The organism is Halorubrum tebenquichense DSM 14210, assembly GCF_000337415.1.
In the GTDB taxonomy this organism is placed as follows: Archaea; Halobacteriota; Halobacteria; order Halobacteriales; family Haloferacaceae; genus Halorubrum; species Halorubrum tebenquichense.
The window spans coordinates 20,442-42,682 of the sequence record NZ_AOJD01000054.1 but is presented as its reverse complement, the minus strand read 5'-3'; the positions used below and the strand labels follow the sequence as shown (position 1 = coordinate 42,682).

11 protein-coding genes are annotated in these 22,241 nt (G+C 69.9%); 4 read left to right on the top strand and 7 right to left on the bottom strand.

Annotation, left to right across the window (positions count from 1 at the left end; genetic code table 11):
* Window positions 1-604 precede the first annotated feature (604 nt).
* Together mfnA and ppsA are read right to left on the bottom strand one after the other, a co-directional pair.
* The gene (mfnA, locus tag C472_RS10520; RefSeq protein WP_006629814.1) at window positions 605-1,690 is read right to left on the bottom strand and encodes a tyrosine decarboxylase MfnA; all 1,086 of its coding nucleotides are present in this window, start codon (window positions 1,688-1,690) and stop codon (window positions 605-607) included.
* Between the two features lie 77 nt (window positions 1,691-1,767).
* The gene (ppsA, locus tag C472_RS10515) at window positions 1,768-4,131 is read right to left on the bottom strand and encodes a phosphoenolpyruvate synthase (protein WP_049906524.1); all 2,364 of its coding nucleotides are present in this window, start codon (window positions 4,129-4,131) and stop codon (window positions 1,768-1,770) included.
* Between the two features lie 205 nt (window positions 4,132-4,336).
* On the opposite strand from ppsA, the gene C472_RS10510 reads away from it, so the two are divergent.
* The 3 genes from C472_RS10510 (at window position 4,337) to C472_RS17815 (ending at window position 11,331) form a co-directional block, all read left to right on the top strand.
* Window positions 4,337-4,963 carry a DUF7344 domain-containing protein gene (locus C472_RS10510; protein WP_006629812.1) on the top strand — a complete coding sequence of 209 codons (627 nt, stop codon included), beginning with the start codon at window positions 4,337-4,339 and terminating at the stop codon, window positions 4,961-4,963.
* A gap of 322 nt (window positions 4,964-5,285) precedes the next feature.
* Window positions 5,286-9,596: a S8 family serine peptidase gene (locus tag C472_RS10505; RefSeq protein ID WP_241432968.1), complete on the top strand. Its 4,311-nt coding sequence runs from the start codon at window positions 5,286-5,288 to the stop codon at window positions 9,594-9,596.
* A gap of 172 nt (window positions 9,597-9,768) precedes the next feature.
* On the top strand, window positions 9,769-11,331 hold the full coding sequence (locus tag C472_RS17815; RefSeq protein WP_006629810.1) for a PGF-CTERM sorting domain-containing protein: 1,563 nt from the start codon (window positions 9,769-9,771) through the stop codon (window positions 11,329-11,331).
* Window positions 11,332-11,339: 8 nt separating this feature from the next.
* On the opposite strand, the gene C472_RS10495 is transcribed toward C472_RS17815, so the two are convergent.
* Window positions 11,340-12,086, bottom strand: coding sequence for a DUF7344 domain-containing protein (locus tag C472_RS10495; protein WP_006629809.1), 747 nt, complete (start codon window positions 12,084-12,086; stop codon window positions 11,340-11,342).
* A gap of 448 nt (window positions 12,087-12,534) precedes the next feature.
* Between C472_RS10495 and C472_RS10490 the strand changes: the two genes are divergently transcribed.
* Window positions 12,535-18,288, top strand: coding sequence for a S8 family serine peptidase (locus tag C472_RS10490; protein WP_006629808.1), 5,754 nt, complete (start codon window positions 12,535-12,537; stop codon window positions 18,286-18,288).
* Window positions 18,289-18,578: 290 nt separating this feature from the next.
* Here the strand turns inward: C472_RS10490 and C472_RS10485 are convergent, their stop codons facing one another.
* From C472_RS10485 to C472_RS10470, 4 genes are all read right to left on the bottom strand, one after another.
* Window positions 18,579-19,208 carry a hypothetical protein gene (locus C472_RS10485; protein WP_006629807.1) on the bottom strand — a complete coding sequence of 210 codons (630 nt, stop codon included), beginning with the start codon at window positions 19,206-19,208 and terminating at the stop codon, window positions 18,579-18,581.
* A 203-nt stretch (window positions 19,209-19,411) separates the two neighbouring features.
* Complete coding sequence (locus C472_RS10480; protein WP_162832666.1) at window positions 19,412-20,170, bottom strand: DUF7344 domain-containing protein; 759 nt, start codon at window positions 20,168-20,170, stop codon at window positions 19,412-19,414.
* An 86-nt stretch (window positions 20,171-20,256) separates the two neighbouring features.
* Window positions 20,257-20,943: a hypothetical protein gene (locus C472_RS10475; RefSeq protein WP_006629805.1), complete on the bottom strand. Its 687-nt coding sequence runs from the start codon at window positions 20,941-20,943 to the stop codon at window positions 20,257-20,259.
* Complete coding sequence (locus C472_RS10470; RefSeq protein WP_006629804.1) at window positions 20,940-21,707, bottom strand: nucleotide-binding protein; 768 nt, start codon at window positions 21,705-21,707, stop codon at window positions 20,940-20,942. The genes C472_RS10475 and C472_RS10470 overlap by 4 nt, the downstream gene beginning before the upstream one ends.
* Window positions 21,708-22,241 lie beyond the last annotated feature (534 nt).

The window sequence follows — 22,241 nt, the reverse complement described above, 5'->3', positions numbered from 1 at the left end:
CCCGGTTCGTGATGACCCGTAGTGAATATGTTGATCCGAACGCGGCGTCGACGACGATTCGAGACCGAGGGGTCGGCGGCTCCGTTCCACTTTCGGCCGTCACGCGGTTATTTATAAACCGAACCACGGTACTCTGTCGACTGTTTATATACAGTTGTGGCCCGGGGGTGACCGGTACCGAAGCCCCAGTCGCTCGGCCGTACGGCGCGGTGAGTGTTTATAAGACGCCGATCGACGCGGACATCACCGAAGCCCCAGTCGCGAGGCGGGCACACGCTCGTTGCGCGCTTCAGTCGCTCGCTGCGCTCGCTCCTTCCAGTGCTTACTTCGCCTGTACCCGCCTCGCGACTGCCCCTTCAAGTCCCACCCCGCACCGCTCCGCACAGCACCTCACGCCTCTCCGGCCTCGTCGGTCGCCTCCGCGTTGCTCCGGCGACCGACTCCCTCGCGCGTGCCCCTCGCGGCCGCCTTCGGCGGCGCGCTCGGCGGCGCGCAGTGAGGCGCTACGCGCCTCTGGCAGCCGGCGGCGAAGCCGCCGGCGACGCCACCGCACAGTCTTTTACAAGTAAACAGCTCCGCGACGGTCGCGGATTTACTTGCGTTCTCACCCGCGGATCCGGTCCAGATCGTCGAGGAACGCCCGCAGCGTCGACCGCGTCACGTGCGGCATACAGACGACGCGGAGCTCTCCCGTCCCGGTCCGCGATATCTTCCAGCCCGCGTCGCGGAGCGCTGCGAACTCCGACTCCGGGACCGCGGCGGCGACGAGCGGGAGTTCGGGGTCGACCACGTCGTACCCGCGGTCCGCGAGCTCCGCGGCGAGCCAGTCGGCGTGGTCCGCCGCCCGATCCGCGGCCTCGCGGTAGCCGTCGGGCCACAGCGCGTCCATCGCCGCGACCGCGCCGGCGACGCCAGCGCCGCTCCGGGTCCCGGTCAGCGTCGCCTGCGACCGCGACTCCAGGTACGGCGTGTTGACCGCGAGCGCGTCGAGCGCGGCGTCCTCGCGGGCCAACAGCCCGCCCGCCGGCACCGGTGCCTGCCCGAACTTGTGGGGGTCGATCGTCAGCGTGTCGACCGCCGCGTCGGCGAACGACCAGTCGTGGTCGGTGAACGGGAGGACGAACCCGCCCCACGCCGCGTCGACGTGGAACCGCGCGCCCGCCTCCGCGGCGATCGCGGCGAGCTCCGGGATCGGGTCGACCCGGCCGTACTCCGTGGTGCCGGCGACGCCGACGACGAGCGCGGTGGCGTCGTCGACCGCGGCCGCGACCGCGTCGGTGTCGGCCCGGTAGTCGTCGTCGACGGGGACGGTCCGCAGCTCCACGTCGAGCAGCTCCGCCGCCTTGGTGAACGAGAAGTGCGCGCTCTCCGGGGCGACGACGTTGACGCCGCGGTCGTCGCGCCCGCCGTCGTGTCGGTTCCGCGCCGACCGCACCGCCTGGACGTTCGCCTCGGTGCCGCCCGAGGTGACGTACCCCGCAGCGTCGCTCGGAATCGGGTGTTCGGCGAGCGTCGCGAGCCGCTCGACCGCCCGCTCCTCGAGCGCGGCCACGGTCTCGTAGGTGGCGGGGTCGCCGGGGTTCGCGGCGAGGAAGCGCTCGGCGGCCGCCCGCGCGTCGGAGTGCGGCTCGGTGCACATCGAGGAGAGCACCCGATCGAACGACTGCGGCTCCGGTTCCGGCCGTTGCATTCGCCTCCTATTGCCGGGGGCGGCTCTTACCCGTTCCGCTCCCGGCCGCGGCGGAGGGGGAACCGGCTCCGACGGCCTCAGCGGACCGAATCGAGCAGCAGCCGCTGTTCGGTCCGCTTGACCTCGTGTTGGACGTCGCGGACCGCGTCGATGTTCGCGGAGATTGAGGAGACGCCCTTCTCGACGAGGAAGTCGACCATCTCGGGCTTCGAGCCGGCCTGCCCGCAGATGCTGGTGTCGACGCCGAGCTCCCGGCACGTCTCTATCGTGTCGCCGATCAGGCGCAACACGGCCGGGTGAAGCTCGTCGAACCGGTCGGCGACGTGGCCGTTGTTGCGGTCGACCGCGAGCGTGTACTGCGTGAGGTCGTTGGTGCCGAAGGAGGCGAAGTCGATCCCCGCCTCGGCGAGGTCCTCGATCTGGAGCGCGCTCGCGGGCGTCTCGACCATCACGCCCCACCGGTGCGTCTCGGGGTCGATCCCGGCCTCGCGCATGTGGCGTTTGATCCCCTCGACGTCCGCCGCGTCGTTGACGAGGGGGAACATCACTTCGAGGTTGTCGTACCCCATCTCGTGGAGCCGCGCGAACGCGGCCAGCTCCTGCCGGAACGGCTCGGGCTTGTCGAGGCTCCGCCGGATCCCCCGCCAGCCGAGCATCGGGTTCGGCTCGACCGGTTCGCCCTCGCCGCCCTCCAGTTCGCGGAACTCGTCCGTCGGCGCGTCGATGGTCCGCACCCGGACCGGCCGCGGATAGAACTCGTCGGCGACGCGCCGCACGCCCTCGATGAGCTCGTCCTGATACGCCTGTGCGCCGTGGTCGGCGATGTACTTCTCGGGGGTCTTCCCGAGCGACAGCACCATGTGTTCGATCCGGAGCAACCCGACGCCGTCCGCGCCGGTCGCCGCGGCGCGCTCGGCCGCCTCCGGGATCGAGACGTTCACCTTCACCTCCGTCGCCGTCATCGGCTTGACGGGCGTCTCGGGCCGCGCCGCCTCCACCGGCTCGAACTCCTCGCCCGGCTCGGCCGACTCGTCTTCGCCCGCTCGGACGGTTCCCTTGTCGCCGTCGAGGGTGACGTGCTGGCCGTCTTCGAGGACGCGGGTCCCGTTGCCGGTCCCGACGACCGCGGGGACGCCGAGCTCGCGGGAGATGATCGCGGCGTGGCTCGTCATCCCGCCCTCGTCGGTGACGATGCCGGCGGCGCGTTTCATCGCCGGCACCATGTCCGGCATCGTCATCTCCGTCACCATCACGTCGCCCTCCTGTACCTGGTCGAGCTGGTCGAGCTTGCGCACGATCCGGACGGTGCCGGAGACGGCCCCCGGGCTGGCCCCGAGCCCGTCGACGAGCAGGTCGGCGTCGTCGTCTTCGCTCCCGTTCGAACCGGTCCCGGTCACGCCCCCGGTCGCCGCGCCGCCGTCGCCGGTCGCCGCGCCGACGCCCGTCTCGTTCGCGTCGCCCCCGCCCGCGGCCGCCTCGTCCCCGGCGTCCTCGCGGATCGTCGTGATCGGGCGCGACTGGAGCATGTATATCTCGCCGTCGTAGATCGCCCACTCGACGTCCTGCGGCGAGCCGTAGTGGTCCTCGACGCGCTCGCCGAGCGCGACGAGGTCGCCGATCTCGGCGTCGGAGAGCACCCGCGCCGTGCGTCGCTCCTCGTCGACGTCGAGCTGGACCGTCTCGCCGGTCTCGGCGTCTTTCACCATCTCCACCTTCTTGTCCGCGACGGTGACCTCGTCGACCGCGCCGCGCTCGCGGTCGTACACGTAGTTGTCCGGCGAGACGGTGCCGGAGACGACGGCCTCGCCGAGCCCCCACGCCGCCTCGATGGTGACCTGCGGCTCGCCCGTCGAGGGGTGGCTCGTGAACATCACGCCGGACTTCTCGGCGTCGACCATCCGCTGGACGACGACCGCGATGTCGACGTCGGCGTGCGGGAAGCCGCGCTGCTGGCGGTAGTAGATCGCCCGCTGGGTGAAAAGCGAGGCCCAGCACTCCTTGACGCGGCGGAGCAGGTCCTCCTCGCGGACGTTGAGGAACGTCTCCTGTTGGCCGGCGAACGAGGAGTCGGGGAGGTCCTCGGCCGTGGCGGACGAGCGGACCGCGACGAACGCCTCCTCGCCGTCCTCTCCCATCGCCCGGTATCGCTCGAGGATCTCCTCGCGCACCGCCTCCGGGAACGGCGTCTCGAGGATCAGCCGCTCCGCGGTCGCCTCGGCCTCGCGGAGCGCCCCGGAGTCCTCGGGGTCGACGTCGACCGCGTCGAACAGCTCCTCGTCGATCCCGGCCTCCTCGATGAACGTTCGGTACGTGCCCGCGGTGACGGCGAACCCCGGCGGCACCGGGAGCCCCGCACCGATGAGTTCGCCGAGCGACGCGGCCTTCCCGCCGACGGTCCCGACGTCGTCGGCGTTGACGTCCTCCAGCAAGAGTACTGCCATTCGTGTACTCGGAGGATCCGCGAGGCGACGTATGAAGCTTCCGGCGGGCGTAACAATGAATAAAACACAACTCGGGTCCGAGTTGTGACCGTGAATCTCCCGAATTTCAGCCGCGTCGGGCGCGCCGAGATGTTACAGGTGCTGTGTCGAGAACAGCATCATATACACAATTTTCTTAAATAAAAACTGCTACCTGTTGTTCACTGTGGCACATCAGCCCGCATCTTCCCGCACTCCCGACGCCGAACGGACGGCGTTCGACGACGACGAACGGGGAGAGGCGTCGCCAGACGCAAACGATCCCGCTCCCGACCGGTCCGAGGCGCTCATCGAACTGCTCGCCAACGCGCGCCGGCGGTACCTGTGGCAGCATCTCCGGCGAGAAGACAGCGAGATACCGCTCCAAGAGGCGTCCCGGGCGGTCGCGGCCCGCGAACTGGACAAGCCGCCGTCGGCCGTGACCTACGACGAACGCAAGAGCGTGTACACCTCGCTGCTCCAGTTCCACTGTCCGAAGATGGCCGACGCGGGGCTGATCGAGTTCGACCGCCGCGCCGCCCGGGTCTCCCCCTGCGAGGGGTCGAACCCCGTGGTGGAACTCGAACCCGACCGACGACGGGTGGGAGCCACCGTCCTCGGCGCGGTCGGCCTGTCGACGCTCGTCACGGTCGGCGCGTGGCGACTCGGGCTCCCGGTGTTCGGCGCGCTCACGCTCGAAGCGCTCGCGGTCTCCCTCGGTATCGCCGTCGCGGTCGCGTGTTCCCTCTACTACAGCGTCCTCAGGTCGACCCCCGCGGTCGAGTTCGACGAAGTCCTCCGCCGACTCCGATAGCTCACGCCGGTCCCGACCGCTTCGCCTCGCCCGTTGGCTCCGACAGCCTCGGTTCGCAGGTGGATCTGAACTCCGCGAGGACCGTCTGGCCGGTCTTTCACACCGCCGACCGGCCGCTCTCGGCCATCAGCCGCCGTCGCAGAATACCGACGAAAATCACCGGTAGACACGACTCTTTGTGGGATTTTCACGCCGCGGGAACGGCTTATATTCTGAATAACCACGTCCGACCGGCCGCTGTGACGTGACACCTCCGCACGGTGGAGGCGAACTATCGATGGTACATCGGAAGAAACTCTTTGCGACGTTATTCGCGGCCGTCATGGTCGCGTCCATGTTCGCGCCGACCGCGGGTGCGGCGGCGGCCATGGACGCGACGGGCGGTGACGCGGTCGACGCCGGCGTCGCCGACGTCGATTCGGACGTACAGCCACAGACGACAGATCAGACGAACGAAACCGAGTCCGCTTCCACGGGCGACGAAACGCGCGTCGTCGAGGCGGTACCGGACGCGGAGACGACCGGCACCGTCTCGGACGCGCTCGACGACGCCAGCGGCGAGACCACGCTGATCGTGACCGTCGACCGGACGGTCGACGTCCCACGGCTCGCGGCGATGGACGATGCGTCGGCGTTGGACGAACTCAGAGCCGACGCGGAAGCGACACAGGCACCCGTCATCGACGCGCTCGAAGCGGGCTTCGACGCCGAGATCCGCAACACGTTCTGGGCCGGGAACGTCATCTCGGTCGACGTCGACCTCGACGAGAACGACGTCGAGGAGATCGCGTCGATCGACGGCGTGAGCTCCGTGTCGCCGAACGTCCAGTACGAGCGGCCCGACCCGCCGGCGACTGGGAGCGACGCAGGGGTCACGCCCGTAAACCACGACGGCGAGTACACGTATGGACTCGAACAGATCAACGTTCCCGAGCTCGAAGACGAGTTCGGCGTCCGAGGCGAGGGCGCTACCGTCATGATCGGCGACGACGGTATCTCGAACCCCGAGGAGGGGCATCCCGACCTCGAGTTCGCCAAAGAAGCGATCGCCGAGAACGGGACCGTCGAGGAGGGGACTCTCGTCGGCGGTAACGCCGGCGCACACGGCGAACACACTGCCGGCACCGCGACCGGCGCGGCCCATCCGGCCGGCGACGTGCCGCGGTACGGCGTCGCACCCGAGGCCGACCTGCTGATGGCGGACGTGTTCGCGGGCGGCGCGTTCACCGAGGACATCATCGCCTCGATGCAGTGGGCGGCCGAGAACGACGCGGACGCGGCGAGCTTCAGCCTCGGACTCCCGTCGGAAACCGGTCAGTCCACGTTCAGTCTCCAGTACGCCGACGCGATCGAAGACGTCAGGGCCGCGGGGACCGCCGCGGTCGTGTCCGCCGGAAACTCCGGTAGCGGCGATGCGGGCGGGCCCGTCTCCGCGCCGGCGACGAGCTTCAGTTCCGTCGCCGTCGCCGCCTCGACCGAGGCAGGGGACATCGCGACGTTCTCCAGCGGCGCGGTGATCGACGAGAACAGCATCGAGGGCGACGAGACGCTCCCCGATCGGTTCCCGCGCCGGTACATCCAACCCGACGTCGCGGCTCCCGGCAACGAGGTCCTGAGCTCCGGCCCGCTTGGCGGCGGTATCGGTGATGCCAATGCTACGTACTCGTACGCCAGCGGCACGTCGATGGCCGCGCCGCACTACACGGGGGCCATCGCGCTCCTCCAGTCGTACACCGATGAGGATCTCGATGCCGCGGTCCTCGAATCCGCGCTGGCGGAGACGGCCGAGAAGCCCGAAAACGACTTCACCGAGCTGAACGGACGAGACATCCGTTACGGCACGGGGATCATCGACGTCTACGCGGCCGCGCAGACCCTCGACGATCGGCAGACGATCGAGGGGACGGTGACCGACGCCGACGGCGACCCCGTCGTCGGAGCCACCGTCGAAACGGCCGCGGGCGCGCTCACCGCGACCGACGAGAACGGTACGTACTCGCTCCCGACCACGACGGACCCGGCGCAGCTCACCGTCGACGCCTTCGGGTACGAGAGCGAGACCCTGAACGTCTCGGGCGGCGAGACGACCGACGTCCAGCTCGACAGCGAGCTGGTCGTCGACCTCGTTAACGGACAGCCGACGGCGGTCGAGCAGGGTGGCTCCTTCGATGTCGTCGTCGATGTCGCCAACCTCGATCGACTGACGGTCGCCCTCGCCGACGACGCCACCGTCGACCCCGACGACCTGACGCTGTCCGTCGGTGGAGACGAGGTCCCGATCGGCGAGCCGATCGAGACGGACGGACTCACCGGAACCGTGACGCTCACGGTCTCGGTGGACGACGACGCCGACCTCGAATCGACGGTCGCGCTCGAACACACCTTCGAGCGACTGCCCGACGGGCCGGACGATCCGGACGATCCGGACGCTGAGGCGGCCGTCTCCTTCCAAGACGGACTCGTCTTCGACGCGGGCGAGACGAGGTCGGTGGCGCTGTCCACCGACGCGGACGATGTCGCCGGGTTCCAGGCCGCGATCGACTTCGACCCCGACATGCTACAGGTAGTGAGCGTCTCGGGCGGCGAGGTCGGGAGCGAACTGATCACCGACCTCGACAACGACAACGGCACGCTGTCGATCGCCAACGCGCAAGCCAACGGCGTCGACCAGCCGACCCTCGCGAACGTCGAGTTCACCTTCGTCGGCGACGAGGGCGACGAGACAGACGTCGAAGTGGCCGATAACGGTACGAGTGTCTCGGCCGCGGACGGCGACCTCCAAACCGTCGGCGAGACGGTCACCTGGTCCGCCGGAATCCCCGGCGACGTCAACGACGACGGAGCGATCACGCCGTTCGACGCGGTGTTGACCCAGCAGTTCATCGCCGATCAGGATCCGAACGGCGACTTCTACGAGTCGCTCGCCGACGTCGACGACAGCGGGTCCATCACCCCATCCGACGTCATCCTGATCCTCGAACAGCTCGTCGGCGACGACGAGAGCGCCGCGACGGTGCTCTCGAACGCGCAGGGCGTCGACGCGGTCGCCGAAGCGGCGGCCGACGGCGGCGTCACTCCGGCGGACGGCCACGAGGACGGCGAACAGATCGTCGTCGAGACCGGTCCGACCGAAGTCGTCGACGAGCTCAGTCCGGCCCAGTTCGAGGTCGAGAGCGTCGAGACACCTGAATCGGTGACGGCCGACGAGCCGATTCTGGTCGAGGCCACGGTGACGAACGTCGGTCAGCAGTCCGGCCAGACGCAGACGATCACCGCGATCCAAGACGCGGCGACCGGCGGAAACGACACCTTCGTCTACTTCCCGCCGAGCTCTGTGACGCTTGACCCGGGCGAGTCGACGACGCTTCAGACGGAGTTCCCCTCGATAGAGGGACTCAACGCCGCGCTTGGCGATGTCGACCTAGGCCCCGGTGACGAGCTGGAAGGTGTCCAGCAGGTCGGCGAGAGCCTCAACCCAGATGAGGGTCCAGATCCGGTCATCGACGACGAGGGCACCTCGCCGTTCACCGTGACCGGTGAGGAGTTCACCGTGAGCGATCTCGCCGCGCCGGCTGAGGCAGAGCCGGGCGCTTCGATCGACGTGAACGCGACGGTCACCAACGACGGGAACGCGAACGGGACGCAGGCCGTTGAGTTCGCGTTCGCCGGTGAAACCGTCGCGTCACAGAACGTCACACTGGCGGCGGGCGCGAGCGAGAGCGTCGGCTTCGAGAACGTGACGCTACCGAGCGAGCCGGGCGAGTACGAACACGGGATCTTCACCGAGGACGACGGTCAGACGGCGACGATCGTCGTCGGTGACCCCGCCGACAGTCCGGCATTCTCCGTGAGCGATCTCGCCGCGCCAGCGGAAGCGGAGCCGGGCGCTGAAATCGACGTGAACGCGACGGTCACAAACGACGGCGACGCGAACGGGACGCAGGCCGTGGAGTTCGTGTTCAACGGCAGCGTCGTCGCGTCGCAGAACGTGACGCTGGCGGCCGGCGCGAGCGAGAGCGTCGGCTTCGAGAACGTGACGCTGCCGTCCGAGCCGGGCGAGTACGAACACGGGATCTTCACCGAGGACGACGGTCAGACGGCGACGATCGTCGTCACCGACCCGGCGGAAGCCGAGTTCGCGGTGACCGCCTTCGACGTGAGTCCGTCGAACGCGACGCTCAACGACTCGCTCACGCTCGACGCCGAGGTCACCAACGTCGGGGACGCCAACGGCACGGTCGACAACGTCGTCGAGGTGACCGGACCCGGGTTCCAGGGAGCCGTCGTGCTCGCTCCAACGGACAGCAACGAGTTCACCGTCGGACCGCTCGCCCCGAACGAGTCGGCGACGCTCCAGTTGAACCTCGGGACGATCCAGTCGTTCGACGACATCGACGGCGTCTCCATTCAGCCCGGCGACGAGATCACGGTCACGCACGTCGCCGGTCAGGACGTGAACCCGCTCTACGACCCCGACCCCGCAGTCGACGACACGGCGTCGACGGCCGTGACGGTCGTTGAGGACGACGGTAGCGAGTCGGTCGACGCGAGCGGCGAACCCACGGAGCCCGAACTGCTGCAGGCGGTCGCGGACGGTCCGGCCTCGCTCGCCGCAGCGACCGCGCTCGCATAGACACGCCACCGACCCATCGCCGCCTCGGCGGCGGCTTTTATACCAGCGGTGGCCGCACCGACTTTCGAACACGGAAGCCGGCCCGGATCCATGCCCGGGCCCCGACGGCGCGGGCTCGCGCCCGCAGACGCACTGACGCGTTGACGGCTACACACCACGGCGAACACACCACATGACGACTCACACCACGCGCGGACGACTGCTCGTCTACCTCCTCGTCGCGCTCGTCGCGATCGCACCGCTTACAGCCGGCACTGCTGCCGCCGCGATAGGGACCGCGCCCACCGACCAGACGGAGCCGACGGGCGAACTGACGCTGACCACAACGAACCAGACCGACGAGACGGTGACCGTGACGCTCTCGACGACGGTCGACGACGTCGCGGGCTATCAGGCGAACCTGACGTTCGACCCGGATTCGACTGCGGTCCAGAGCGTCTCCGGGGGCGAGGGGGCGTTCTCGGCCGATCCCGTGACGAACGTCGACAACGAGAACGGCTCAGTGAACTTCAATCAGGTCGCCGCGAACATCTCGTCGGGAAGCGACGCGCCGACGATGGCGACGCTCGTCTTCGCGGTGCCGGAGGAACCGACCGATGTCACGTTCGTCGCCGAGGACTCCCTCGTGACGACGAGCGAACCCGAAGACGTCACGAACCTCGTGCGCGACGGCGTCACCCTCGCCGGTGACGGGAGCGACGGTGGCGACGGAAGCGATGGCGGTGACGGAAGTGACGGCGGTGACGGAAGTGACGGCGGTGACGGAAGTGACGGCGGAGACGGAAGCGACGGTGGCGACGGAAGCGACGGTGGAGATGGCGGGGACGGAAGCGATGGCGGTGACGGAAGTGACGGCGGAGACGGAACCGACGGTGGAGATGGCGGCGACGGCGGAGACGGTAGCGACGGTGGAGATGGCGGCGACGGCGGAGACGGAAGCGATGGCGGGGACGGAAGCGATGGCGGTGACGGAAGCGACGGGGGAGACGGGAGCGACGGCGGAACCGGGGGAACCGCCCCGTCGAGCGACGACGAGGCGGCGACAGTCGACGCGGACGTGACGCCGGTCGACGGCGGCGCGACCCTCTCGGCGACCGACGTCGACGCGGGCTCGACCGTCGAGGCCGACTTCGGCGACGCGGTCGGTGACGAGACCGTCGCGGTCGAGGGGCTGACGGTCGAGACCGCGGCGGCGGTCGACTCGCTCACCGTCGAGGCGCGGTCGGTCGACGCCGAGGCGGTTCCGGCGGGGTCGCCCGCGTCCGGCGAGGAAGCGGCCTCGTACCTCGAGTTCGAGACGAACGCCTCGTCCGACGCCGTCGCGGACGCCACGGTCTCGTTCACCGCCGACGCCGACGCGCTCGGCGCGGAGCCGGCGGACGTGCGGCTGTTCCGGTTGGTCGACGGCGAGTGGACCGAACTGGAGACGACTCACGAGGGCGACGGCGTCTACACGGCCGAGACGCCCGGGTTCTCGTACTTCGCCGTCTCGCAGGCGACCGACGACGCCGACGCCGGCGACTCGGACTCGACGGACGGCGACGGTTCGAACTCGACGGACGGCGACGGCTCCGACGGATCGTCCGACTCCGGCGACGACTCGTCGTCCGGGACCGACGACGGGACCGGCGGCGACGGCGACGAGCCGATCCTCGAAGAACAGACGCCCGGGTTCGGCGTCCTCACGGCGCTGCTCGCGGCGCTCGGTGCCGCGCTGCTCGCTCGTCGACGCTGAGCGGTTCGTCAGCCGTCGACGCGGCTGAGCGCGTCGGCGAGCGACAGCCCGTACTCGGTTCGAACGAAAAGCGAGTAGACGAGGAGGGCCGCGGTCGCGCCGATACCCAGCGAGAGACCGACCGCGGCCAGCGACAGGGTCCCGAAGACGGGGAGCCGGAGGGCCCACGCGCCGAGGACAACGCCGCCAGCGACCGCGAGCGCCCCGCAGGCCGTGTTGCGGACGTCCTCCGTGTCCGGCTCCACGGTCACGGTTAGCTGCGGCGGGAGCTCCGTCGCGAGCCGGACCGTCGAACTCCGCTTGTCGAACTCGATCAGCCCCGCGTCGGCCATCTTCGGGCAGTGGAACTGGTGGAGCGAGTTGTACACGCTCTTGCGCTGGTCGTACTCGACGTCCTTGATGTCGACGCCGTTCTCCCACGCCGCGATCCGGCGCGACGCGTCGGACAGCTCCAGCTCCGCTCCCTCGCGACGCAGCGCGCGCCAGAGGTACCGCCGTCGGCGGTTGCTCAGTAGTTCGAGGAGGTCGTCGGCCGCCACGCCGGCGGCCGAGCGGGATCCGTCGTCGGCCGGAGACTCGCCCTCGTCCGCCGCGAGCCGGTCGGTCGCGCTCGCCGGCCGCGCGACCGTCGCCTCCTCCGAGTCGCGGACCGGTGGCGAGCTTTGCTCCCGTTCGCTCCGACCGTCGCCGCCTGCGCCCGTTCCGTTCCGATCGTCACCGGTCGAGTCTCTCGGATCCAGATCCCGGAGGCGCATGACTACGTTTCAATTATCTTCAATGTATATAACTTCTTGGCACGCTGCCATGTCGTTCTTGGCCCCGTCGTAACCGTTTCCGGGCGCATCGGGGCCTGGCGGTAAGATCGCGTTACCGAGTACCCGAAACCGGGGCCGTCGGCGAATGATCGACTCCGGGGACTGATGTGTATATCCGTCCGTTCCGGCCTCGGCGATCGGCCGAGTGCCCGCGCCGTAACGAGCGATTACGCCGGGAACCTCCCGCCCCTCGTCGCGTTCGATACGTGACACGTCGCGCCGCCACGAGTCATTACGGCGCTGATCGGCGGAGTCCGCGGCGTCGACACCGGCGATTTCGACGTCGCAACCGCGCGTTGCGTTCGCACATTGCGTTAATAACTACGGGCGAACCGCGCCGTTGCCTCGACATCCTCCCGTAGGGGGAGGTGCTCCGAAGCGAGAAGACATGATACGCACCATCGACTACTCGAAGGCGCTCGCCGCGCTGTTCGCGGTTCTCATGGTCGTCTCCATGATGGCTCCGGCCGCCGGAGCTGCCGTGGCCGCGGACACGGGCGACGCCACACCAACGATGGAGGGAGCCGGCGCGTCGCCGGCGTTCTCCGACGAGGTATCGTACGAACAGACGAGCGACGGCGAGTTCGAACAGCAGGACGCGAGCGACGTCGAGATCGACCCCGCGCTCGAACGCAAGTTCGAGGGGGACGCGGAGTCCACCGGCGGCACGGTCGACGTCGTCGTCAGGCTCTCGCCAGCCGACACGAGCGGCGTTCAGGGGCAGGAGGCGACGGTCAATACGCTGAAAGACCACGCCGCCGAGACCCAACAGAACGTCGTTCGCTTCGCCCAGATGTCCGAGCACGTCGAGCTCGAACGGCAGTTCTGGATCACGAACGCCGTGCTCCTCGAAGTGAACCCCGACCGGATCAGCCTGGAGGAGATCGCGTCCGCGGAGGGCGTCGAGCGCCTACATGTGAACTTCGAGGTCACGACGGCGCAGGCGAGCGGCGGCAACGGCTCGACGAACGGCACGTCGGACGACACGCCGACGAACGAAACGTCGAGCGACGAGCCGACGAACGAGACGTCGGAGGAAACGTCGAGCGACGCGCCGACGAACGAGACGTCGGAGGACATGTCGGCGAACGAGACGTCCTCCGAGGACGCGACGGCCGACACCGAGCTGGTTGCCCCGTCGTCGATGCGGACCGAGAACTACTCGACGACGTACGGTCTCGACATGATCAACGCGACCGAGGTCTGGGACGCGTACAACTCCCAGGGCGAGGGCGTCGAGGTCGCCGTGCTCGACACCGGAGTCAACGAGGACCATCCCGACCTCCCGGAACTCAGTGACGAGCAGTGGCAGTCGTGGGATGGCGACGGCAACCCGGTCGAAAGCGAGCCGAACGACGGCGACGGACACGGGACTCACACGTCCGGCACCGTCGTCGGCTCCGACGACCCGGACGGCAGCGGTACCCCCGCGTTCGGGGTCGCACCCGAGGCCGAACTGTACCACGGGAAGGTACTGGCCGACGACGGGAGCGGTACCTTCACCCGCGTCGCCGCCGGCATGGAGTGGGCCGTCGATACCGCCGAGGTCGACATCATCTCGATGAGCCTCGGCGGGTCCGGCTACAACGCTAACATGATCGAGCCGTCCGAGAACGCGCGCGACGCGGGAGTCATCCTCGTCGCGTCCGCCGGCAACGGCGGGGCCGGCAACACCGGATCGCCGGGGAACGTCTACCCCAACTTCGCGAGCGGCGCGGTCAACGAAGACGCCGACGTGGCGTCCTTCTCCGGCGGCGAGACGGTCGACACGTCCTCGGCGTGGGGCAGCGACGCACCCGACGACTGGCCCGACGAGTACGTCGTGCCGAACGCGGCCGCACCCGGCGTGGACGTGCTGAGTTCGTGGAACGACGGCGACTACAACACTATCTCCGGCACGTCGATGTCGGCCCCGCACAAGACGGGCGCGTTCGCGCTGATCCTCTCCGCGGCCGGCGGCGACCTCGACCGGCAGACGGCGATCGACGCGGTCGAGGACACCGCCTGGAAGCCGGACGACGCGCCGGAGCCGCCGGGCACCCCCGACACCCGGTACGGCGTCGGCATCATCGACGCCAAGGCGGCCGCCGACCAGGTCGCGCTCGACAGCGGCGTCACCGGCACCGTCACCGACAGCGACGGCGAGCCCGTCGAGGGCGCGACCGTCGCGGTCGAGGAGAGCGGCTTCGCCGCCGAGACCGGCCCCGACGGGGAGTACACGGTCCTCTCGCCGCCCGGCAACTACACGGTGACCGCGAGCGGCTTCGGCTACGAGGAGACGAGCGAGAGCGTCTCGGTCCCGGACGACGAGACGTTCGTCGAACAGAACATCACGCTGGCCGACGCGCTCGGCGTCGAGCCGGTCGCGGGGCAGCCCGAGTCGATCGAGGGCGGCCAGCAGTTCGACGTTCAGGTGAACGTCGCCAACCTCGACAGCTATTCGGTCGAGCGGGCGAGCGGCTACAACGGGAGCCTGACCTTCGAACTCAACGGCGACGAGATCGAGGAGGGCGAGGAGGTCTCGCTCGGCGGCATCTCCGGGACCGCCACCCTCACCGTCACCACCGAGGCGAACACAGAGGGCGAACTCGCGCTCGATCACACGTTCTCCGGCGCGGGCGACACGGTCTCCGTGACGACCGGCCCGACCGACGTGTTCTCCGAGTTCACGCCGATCGCCGTCGTCGACGACGACTCCTACGGCGACGCCGTCGTCGACCGGCTCACGGCGCAGCTGCCGGGGTCGTACGAGATATCGCTGCTCACCGGCAGCGAGGCGGTCGACGCCGCGGCGAACGACGAGCACGAGGCGTACGTCGTCCAAGACATCGACGAGACGCACGTCGAGGACCTGAAGTCGAACACCGCGGGCGCTTCGACGGGCGTCGTGTGGCTCGACCAGTTCGGCAGCGGGAGCACCGGCGTCCCCGCGCGGTCGAGCGCGCTCGGCGACCCGGCCGAGACGGACGACAGCTTCGCCTCGCCGAACCCCGAGATGGAGATCGTCGCCGACAGCCCGATCTTCGAGGGCGTCGGCGAGGTCGGTGACACCTTCGGCATCCACTCCGCCGGATTCTCCGACCACGCCTGGTTCGAGGGCACCGACTTCCGGACGGTCGGCTACGTCCAGGCCGGCGGCGTGACGGACGGTCCCGCCGCCGCGACGAACGGGCAGGAGCGCGAGGTGCTCCTCTCGACGTTCGGCTCCACCGCCTTCGTCGAGCCCGGCGACTACAGCGACGACGCGGACGCCGTGCTGGCGAACGCGGCCTCGTGGGCCGCGACCACGCCGCCGGTCGTCCTGAACGAGGGGCAGCCCGCGCAGAACGCCCCCGGAGAGCGGTTCGGCTCCGAGTACAGCGTCCAGCAGCTGGAGCAGGTCAAGGTGTCGCTCCACGAGGACAGCACCGCGAACCAGTCAGAGCTCGACCTCTACGTCAACGGGTCGGTCAACGCCTGGGACCAGTGGCGCGCTTACCCCGGCTCGCTGACGGACGATGAATTCACGATCGAGGTCGAACCCAGCGAGGACACCGTGGGGTCGGTCGTTCTGGAGACGACGTTCACCTTCGCCGACAGCCCGGACGCGGTGGGCGACGGCGGGGACATCGCTCCCGAGGACTCCCACGAAGTGACGATCACGACCGGACCGACCGCCGTCTACGACCCGCCGCTGACGGTCGGCGACGACGGCGACGTCGAGACCATTCAGGAGGCCGTCGATCTCGCGCCCGCCGGGACCGAGATCCAGGTCACCGAGGGCACCTACGCCGAGACGGTCTCGGTGGAGGGGACGCAGAACCTCACGATAACCGGCGAGAACGCCACGATCGTCGCGCCCGACTCGAGCGCCGACGACGGCCACGCGCACGTCGACATCCAGGCCGCCGGGACCCAATTCGAGGGCTTCGACCTCGAGACGCCCGCGGCCCTCGCGGGCGTCGGCGTCTCCGGCGCGAGCGACGTCACCGTCGCCGACGTCTCGGTGACCGGCGCGTCCGACGCGGTACAGGTCGTCGAGAGCAGCGACGTGAGCGTGAGCGACGTCAGCGCCGTCGGAGCCGCGGCCAACGGCATCCACGTCGCCGACAGCGAGGCGGTCGACGTCACCGACGCCGAGGCGACCGACGCCGGCACCGGCGTTCGGATCGCCGACAGCGCGAACGTCACCGTCGACGCGCCCACCGCGACGAACGTCTCGTACGGCGTGATGCTCGACGGCGCGACCGACACCGACGTCGCCGCCGCGTCCGTCGAGACCGCCGCCGAGGCGGGGATCGCGTCGATGAGTTCGAGCGGCGTCGACGTCACCGACGCGACGGTGACCGACGCCGGCTACGGCGTCCGCGTCGACGGCGGCTCGGTCGGTAACCTGACCGACGGCTCCGTCAGTGACAGCGAGTACGGCATCGCCGCGGAGGGCGGTGCCGCCGTCGCCAACGCCGCGCGAAACGAGATCACGAACGCCACCACCGGCTTCATGTTCTCCGGCGGCGCGACGAGCGGCGAGTTCGCGAACAACGACGTCAACGCCACGACCGGCGTGCTGGCGTCCGACGCGGGTAGCGACCTCATCTTCCACTTCAACGACCTAGCCGAGACCGAGACCGCGATGGCCGCCGAGAGCGGGACCTTCGAGGCCCCACTCAACTGGTTCGGTGCGGACGGTCCGCAGGCCAACAACGGCGTCGAGGGCGACGTGCGGTACTCGCCGTTCCTCACCGCCAACCTCGGCGAGGTCGACACGAACACGACCCAGATCGCCGTGGACCTGACGATGGAGGCCAACGAGACCTACACCGTCGGCGTCCCGGCGGCCACCGACCAGACGGTCGGCGACGCGTTCGACGACGAGTTCGAGGGTGCCATCTACGGCTATGACGCCGAGATCGGCGACTGGCAGATGCTGACGGCGAACGACAGCCTCAGCGCGCTCTCGGCCGTCCTCGTCGTCGCGGAGGAGGACACCTACGCCACCTTCGACTTCCAGTCCGGGGACGAGCCCGCCAGCCCGGGACAGGTCGACCTCCACGACGGGTGGAACCTGGTGAGTCCGTCGGCGTACCACGACGAGGAGTACGCCTTCTGGACCGACGGCACGAACAAGGGCGACGGCGACTACTACACGCCGAGCACGTGGATGGTCGCCGAGACCCACGCCGACGGCCACGTCGGCGACGGGACCGTTGCCGACTCGACGGTCAACCCGTTCGGTGGCTACTGGGTCGGCATCGGCGCTGAGGGCGACGGCTACACCCTCTTCTCCGAGCTGGAGCGGGACCCGACGATCGACGACTACCGCGCGCTGCTCGATCCCGAGACCCCGACCGCCCCGCAGCCGCCGGGCGAGAGTCCGGGCGAGGGACCGAGCGAGCCCGAGGACGTCTCGGTCGCGGTCGTCGATCAGAACGACTACCACGAGGGTGCCATCGCGAGCGCGCTCTCCGAGGAGCTCGACGACGACGTCTACACCACCGTCGACACGCTCACCGCGGACGGGCTGCTCGACGAGATGGACGGGTACGACGTGTTCGTCGTCCAGCGGTTCGGCAGCGACTCGCTGGCGTCCGACTTCGCGGACGCGCTCGCCGACGACCAGGCGGTCGTCTACCTGGACTCCTACCAGGGCGGAACCGCCGAGGCGTACGCGGACGGCGTCTACCGACTGAACGACGTCCGCGAGGACCCGGCCGAGCGCGACTCCGTCTCGCTCGACGCCGACAGCCAGCCCGTCGAGGTCGACGTCCAGTCCGACCACCCGATCTTCGACGGCGTCGGCAGCGAGGGCGAGTCGGTCCCGGTCGTCGACTCCGGAAACACCTGGGGTTCGTGGTTCAACGACTACGACGGGCAGGTGCTCGGTCACTCGGACTTCAGCCCGAGCGACGAGGGCGAGTTCGAGGGTCCGGGCGTCGCGATCGACGAGGACCGTAACGAGGTCCTGAACACGGCGATCGCGATGGACTTCTTCCACGACGATCCGGACGACTTCACCGACGCGGGCCGCACGCTGTTCGCGAACTCCGTCGAGGAGGCCGCGAGCATGGCCGCGTCGTCCGACGCCGACACGACGGCGGAAGAAGAGGAGACGGCGGCGGGCACTCAGCCCGACCTCGCGCCGGTCGCGGCCCCCGCGGCCTGACGGGCGCTCGCCCGTTCCGACGCGGATTTTCTTTTACCGACGCGCGCTCGCCGAGCGTCGGCTATGGGGTGAACGAGAACGGGAGAGAGCGGCGACGAACCCTCGCGGCCGCGACCGAGATGGGGGCCGAAGCGTCGGGGACAGCGAACCGACCTGCGGTTCGTGTCCTTTCAGAGGGGTCGTTTCCGTCTATACTTATCTCCCGTTTCGCGGTCGGATGCTGTAACTCGTTACAGGCTCTGTAACATCAACCCCGGCGGAAGAAGCGTCAGACGCACCGGCCGTCGCCCTCAGTCGGCTTCGAGCCGTCGCCGCTCGTCGCGCAGCAGTCGCTCCCAGAGTCCGAACAGCCGGCTGTCGAGGCCGTACGCCTCGTTGACGCGTCGGACCCACCGGTCGTCGGCGAACAGGTGACGCTGGAACCGGCGCACGTCGGGGGAGAGGCGGTCGCGTTCGCCGCCGTAGTAGGAGAGCGACTCCTCGCGGGTCCGGTCGACGAGGTCGGCGGGGACGTCGATCCCGTCGGCGGCCGCGACGTGGTCGAACCACTCCAGGTGGAGCAGCGAGTCGGCGAGGAGGAACCGCTCGCGGAAGCCGTCGACCCGCGACAGCGCCGGTGCGCCGTCGATGCGGACGTCGGTCGGCCGCGAGAACCGCGGCGCGGTCGCGGTCACTCCCGCAGCCTCCGCGATCGCGTCGACGACCCGCCGGAGCCGCCAGTCGCAGTACCGGACGGGCGCGATCAGCGCGAGTTCGTACCACGTCGGCAGCCACTCGCAGTACGGCTCCGAGAACGCGCCGTCCGCGAGCAGCGTCGCCCCGACCGACCGGGCCTCGTCGGGCGTCAGGTCCCCGGGCGCGGTTCGGAGTCGACGGGCGATTCGGTCGGCGTCGACGGCGTCGACGCCCGAGAATCCCATTCCCTCGGCGACCCCGGCGGTGTACGCGCGGCCGGCCGCGTACCACTCCGCGAAGTCGGCGGGCGTCGTCAGCCGCAGGAGTCGGAGGACCGTGATACGGATCGAAGGGACCGAGGCGAGATAACCGTTCGGGCCGCGTCCGGCGGGCCGGCGAACCGAGCCCCCGGCGCGCCGGGCGCAATCGCTCGGTCAGCGCCGTCCGATCAGCCGTCGACGCGGGCCAGCGCGTCACCGAGCGACACGCCGTGGTCGGAGCGGACCGCGACGGCGTACACGAGTCCGGCGGCGGCGACCGCGGCGGCGACGGCGAACGCGACGCCGCCGAACGAGAGCGGGCCGAACACCGGCAGTCCGGCGGCCCACGAACCGAGGATGACTCCGGTCGAGAGCGCGAGGGCACCGAGCGCGGTCCGCCTGACGTTCTCCGTGTCCGGTTCGATCTCGATCACCAGCTCGTCGGGGAGGTCCGAGGTCAGGCGCACCGTCCCGTCGCGCTCGTCGAACTCCACGAGTCCCGCGTCGGCCATCTTCGGGCAGTGGAACTGCCGCAGCGAGGTGTACACGCTCTTGCGCTGGTCGTACTCGACGTCGGCGGGGTCGACGTCGTTCTCCCACGCCGCGATCCGCCGCGACGCGTCCGACAGCGCCGTCTCCGCCTCCTCCGCGCGGAGGTGTCGCCACAGGAGCCGGCGACGGCGGTTCCCGAGCAGCTCCAGGAGCTCGTTCGCGCGGACGCTCCTGCCGTCGCCGTCGACCGCTCTCGCGTCGCCGTTTCCCCCCGCGCTACCGCCGCCTCCCGTCGCGGATCCGTCCTCCGCGTTCGGTTCGGCCGCGTCCGCGTCGGCGCTCCGCCCCTCCCCGCTCGCCGGCCCCTCGGCCTCCGGTTCGCCCCCGGAGTCGGTCGCCTCCGGTCCGCCCCCGGACGCTCGGTTCTCCGCCTCCACGTTCCCTCCGAATGACATGTTATATCTTCACATGGCCGTCGGGCAAAAAATTACCGGTGAATCGAGCGTTTCAAACGCGCGTCGAATTCGGTCGCGGTCCCGCGTTACCCGTTCGAGCCGTCGTCGTCTCCCGCGTCGATCGAGTCGAACGGGTCGTTAGAACCGCTCTCTCCGGGATTTACGCCCTCCGATCCCTCCGCTACCTCCGGATCGTCGAGCGCGTCGTCGAGGCCCCACTCCGCGGCGCGGTCGCGGGCCTCCGACCGCGCCTGCTCGCGGATCGCCTCGATCCGGTCGTCGTCGGCGAGGAAGGCGGCGACCGCGTCGTCGTCGTCCGCGCCGTCCCGGAGGCGGTCGTCTGGGGCCGCCTCACGGGTCCGCTCGGCGAGGTCGGCGTCGTCGGCCACCTCGGTCGCGGCCGCGTCGGGCGCGACGCACAGCGCGTCCTCCTCGTGGGCCGCGGCCAGCTCCCCGGCGTCGACGGCGTACAGTTCGACGCGGTACGGGCCCGGGACCGCCAGTTCCGCGAGCGCGTCCGGGCCGCCGCTGTCCGTCACGGTGTTGTACGCCAGCACGGGGACGCCGTCCTCGAAGGTGATCACGCCGCGGGCCTCGCCGGACAGCAGCAGCGTCTCCTGCGGGACGAGCGTCGCGTAGCCGGTGAGCTCGCGGTCGAGCGCGCGCGACAGCGTCGTCCCGACGTCCGAGACCACGCGCGAGCGCAGGAGGGTCCCCCGCGGGATGGTGAGCGTCGCCGGCTCAGCGGTCGACTCCGCCGACTCTCCGCTCATGGCGTGTCGGGGACGACCGCGCTGCGGAACCGGTCCGCCACCGCGCCGCCGTCGCCGTGGCGCACGTCGAGTCGGTCGGCGGCCCGTCGGTAGCGCGCCGCGGCCGCGCTCTCCGGCGCGTGCGCGAGCAGCGGCTTCCCGGCTCGACGCGCCGCCCGGACCGCGTCGCTCTCGGGGACGTTCGCGAGGACGGGCCCGCCGAAGTGGCGCTCCGCCTGCGCCGCCACGTCGTCGGCCTCGCCGCGGACCTTGTTGAACAGGACGCCGGCGGTCTCGGTGCCGTACGAGCGCGCGTACTCTTGGACCTTCAGCCCGTCCGAGAGCGCGGGGATCGTCGGCTCGACGACGACCACGACGCGGTCGGCGAGCACGACCGGCAGCACGGCCGACTTCGAGCCCAGCGCGGCCGGCGAGTCGAGCAAGAGCACGTCGGTGTCGCGGGCCAGCTCCGCCACCACGTCGCGGAGCCGCTCCGGCTCCGCGGCCTCGAAGCCCGCGAGCGAGGTGCCACAGGGGACGACGGAGAGGCCGAACCGCTCGTAGACCGCCTCGCTCACGTCCGTCGCGGTCCCCGCGACGAGCAGGTCGTGGAGGGTGACCGCCGCGTCGTCGAGCCCGGCGTGAAAGAGGAGGTTCGCCATGCCCGTGTCGGCGTCCACGACCGTCACGTCGTGGTCCTCGGCGAGCGCCATCCCGAGCGCGAGCGTGCTCGTCGTCTTCCCCGTGCCGCCCTTCCCGCTGGCGACCGCGAACGCCTCGACCATACGCCCGCTCTCCGGTCCGTCGGGCTAAAACCTATCCATCGTCGGTCGAGGCGAATCAACCCGAGGATCAACTGCGGTGGCGCGTGCCTGCGAGCGGTCGCCATCGGCGACCGCGAGACAGCACGCGCGAGGGATGCCGCGAGCGAAGCGAGCGGCGAGGCTGGGGAGGCGTGAGGCTGCGGTCCCGCGAGCGACCGGAGGGAGCGAGCGGGAGTACGGAAGACGCAGCGCCGAGCGAAGCGAGGCGACCGTCTTCCGGCGGTGCCGTGCGGTCGGGCGGGACTCGAAGGGGCAGCCGCGAGGCGGGCGCAGACGACGTAAGCACCGCAAGGAGCGAACGGAGTGAGCGACTGAGGAGCGCAACGAGTGTGCGCCCGCCTCGCGGCTGGGGCTTCGGCGGTGTTCGTGTCGGTCAGCGATTTATAAGCAATAACTCACAGCCTCGCGGCTGGGACTTCGGCGGTGTTCGTGTCGATCTACTGTCCGTGATTTACACTCAAGCGACCGACGCCGATGTTCACCGCAGCCGTAGCT

Excerpts from the sequence above, each read along its gene's own strand:
- mfnA (WP_006629814.1), bottom strand. The coding sequence starts at position 1,690 with ATGCAACGGCCGGAACCGGAGCCGCAGTCGTTCGATCGGGTGCTCTCC.
- ppsA (WP_049906524.1), bottom strand. The coding sequence starts at position 4,131 with ATGGCAGTACTCTTGCTGGAGGACGTCAACGCCGACGACGTCGGGACC.
- C472_RS10505 (WP_241432968.1), top strand. The coding sequence starts at position 5,286 with ATGGTCGCGTCCATGTTCGCGCCGACCGCGGGTGCGGCGGCGGCCATG.
- C472_RS17815 (WP_006629810.1), top strand. The coding sequence starts at position 9,769 with ATGACGACTCACACCACGCGCGGACGACTGCTCGTCTACCTCCTCGTC.
- C472_RS10495 (WP_006629809.1), bottom strand. The coding sequence starts at position 12,086 with ATGCGCCTCCGGGATCTGGATCCGAGAGACTCGACCGGTGACGATCGG.
- C472_RS10490 (WP_006629808.1), top strand. The coding sequence starts at position 12,535 with ATGATACGCACCATCGACTACTCGAAGGCGCTCGCCGCGCTGTTCGCG.
- C472_RS10485 (WP_006629807.1), bottom strand. The coding sequence starts at position 19,208 with ATGGGATTCTCGGGCGTCGACGCCGTCGACGCCGACCGAATCGCCCGT.
- C472_RS10480 (WP_162832666.1), bottom strand. The coding sequence starts at position 20,170 with ATGTCATTCGGAGGGAACGTGGAGGCGGAGAACCGAGCGTCCGGGGGC.
- C472_RS10475 (WP_006629805.1), bottom strand. The coding sequence starts at position 20,943 with ATGAGCGGAGAGTCGGCGGAGTCGACCGCTGAGCCGGCGACGCTCACC.
- C472_RS10470 (WP_006629804.1), bottom strand. The coding sequence starts at position 21,707 with ATGGTCGAGGCGTTCGCGGTCGCCAGCGGGAAGGGCGGCACGGGGAAG.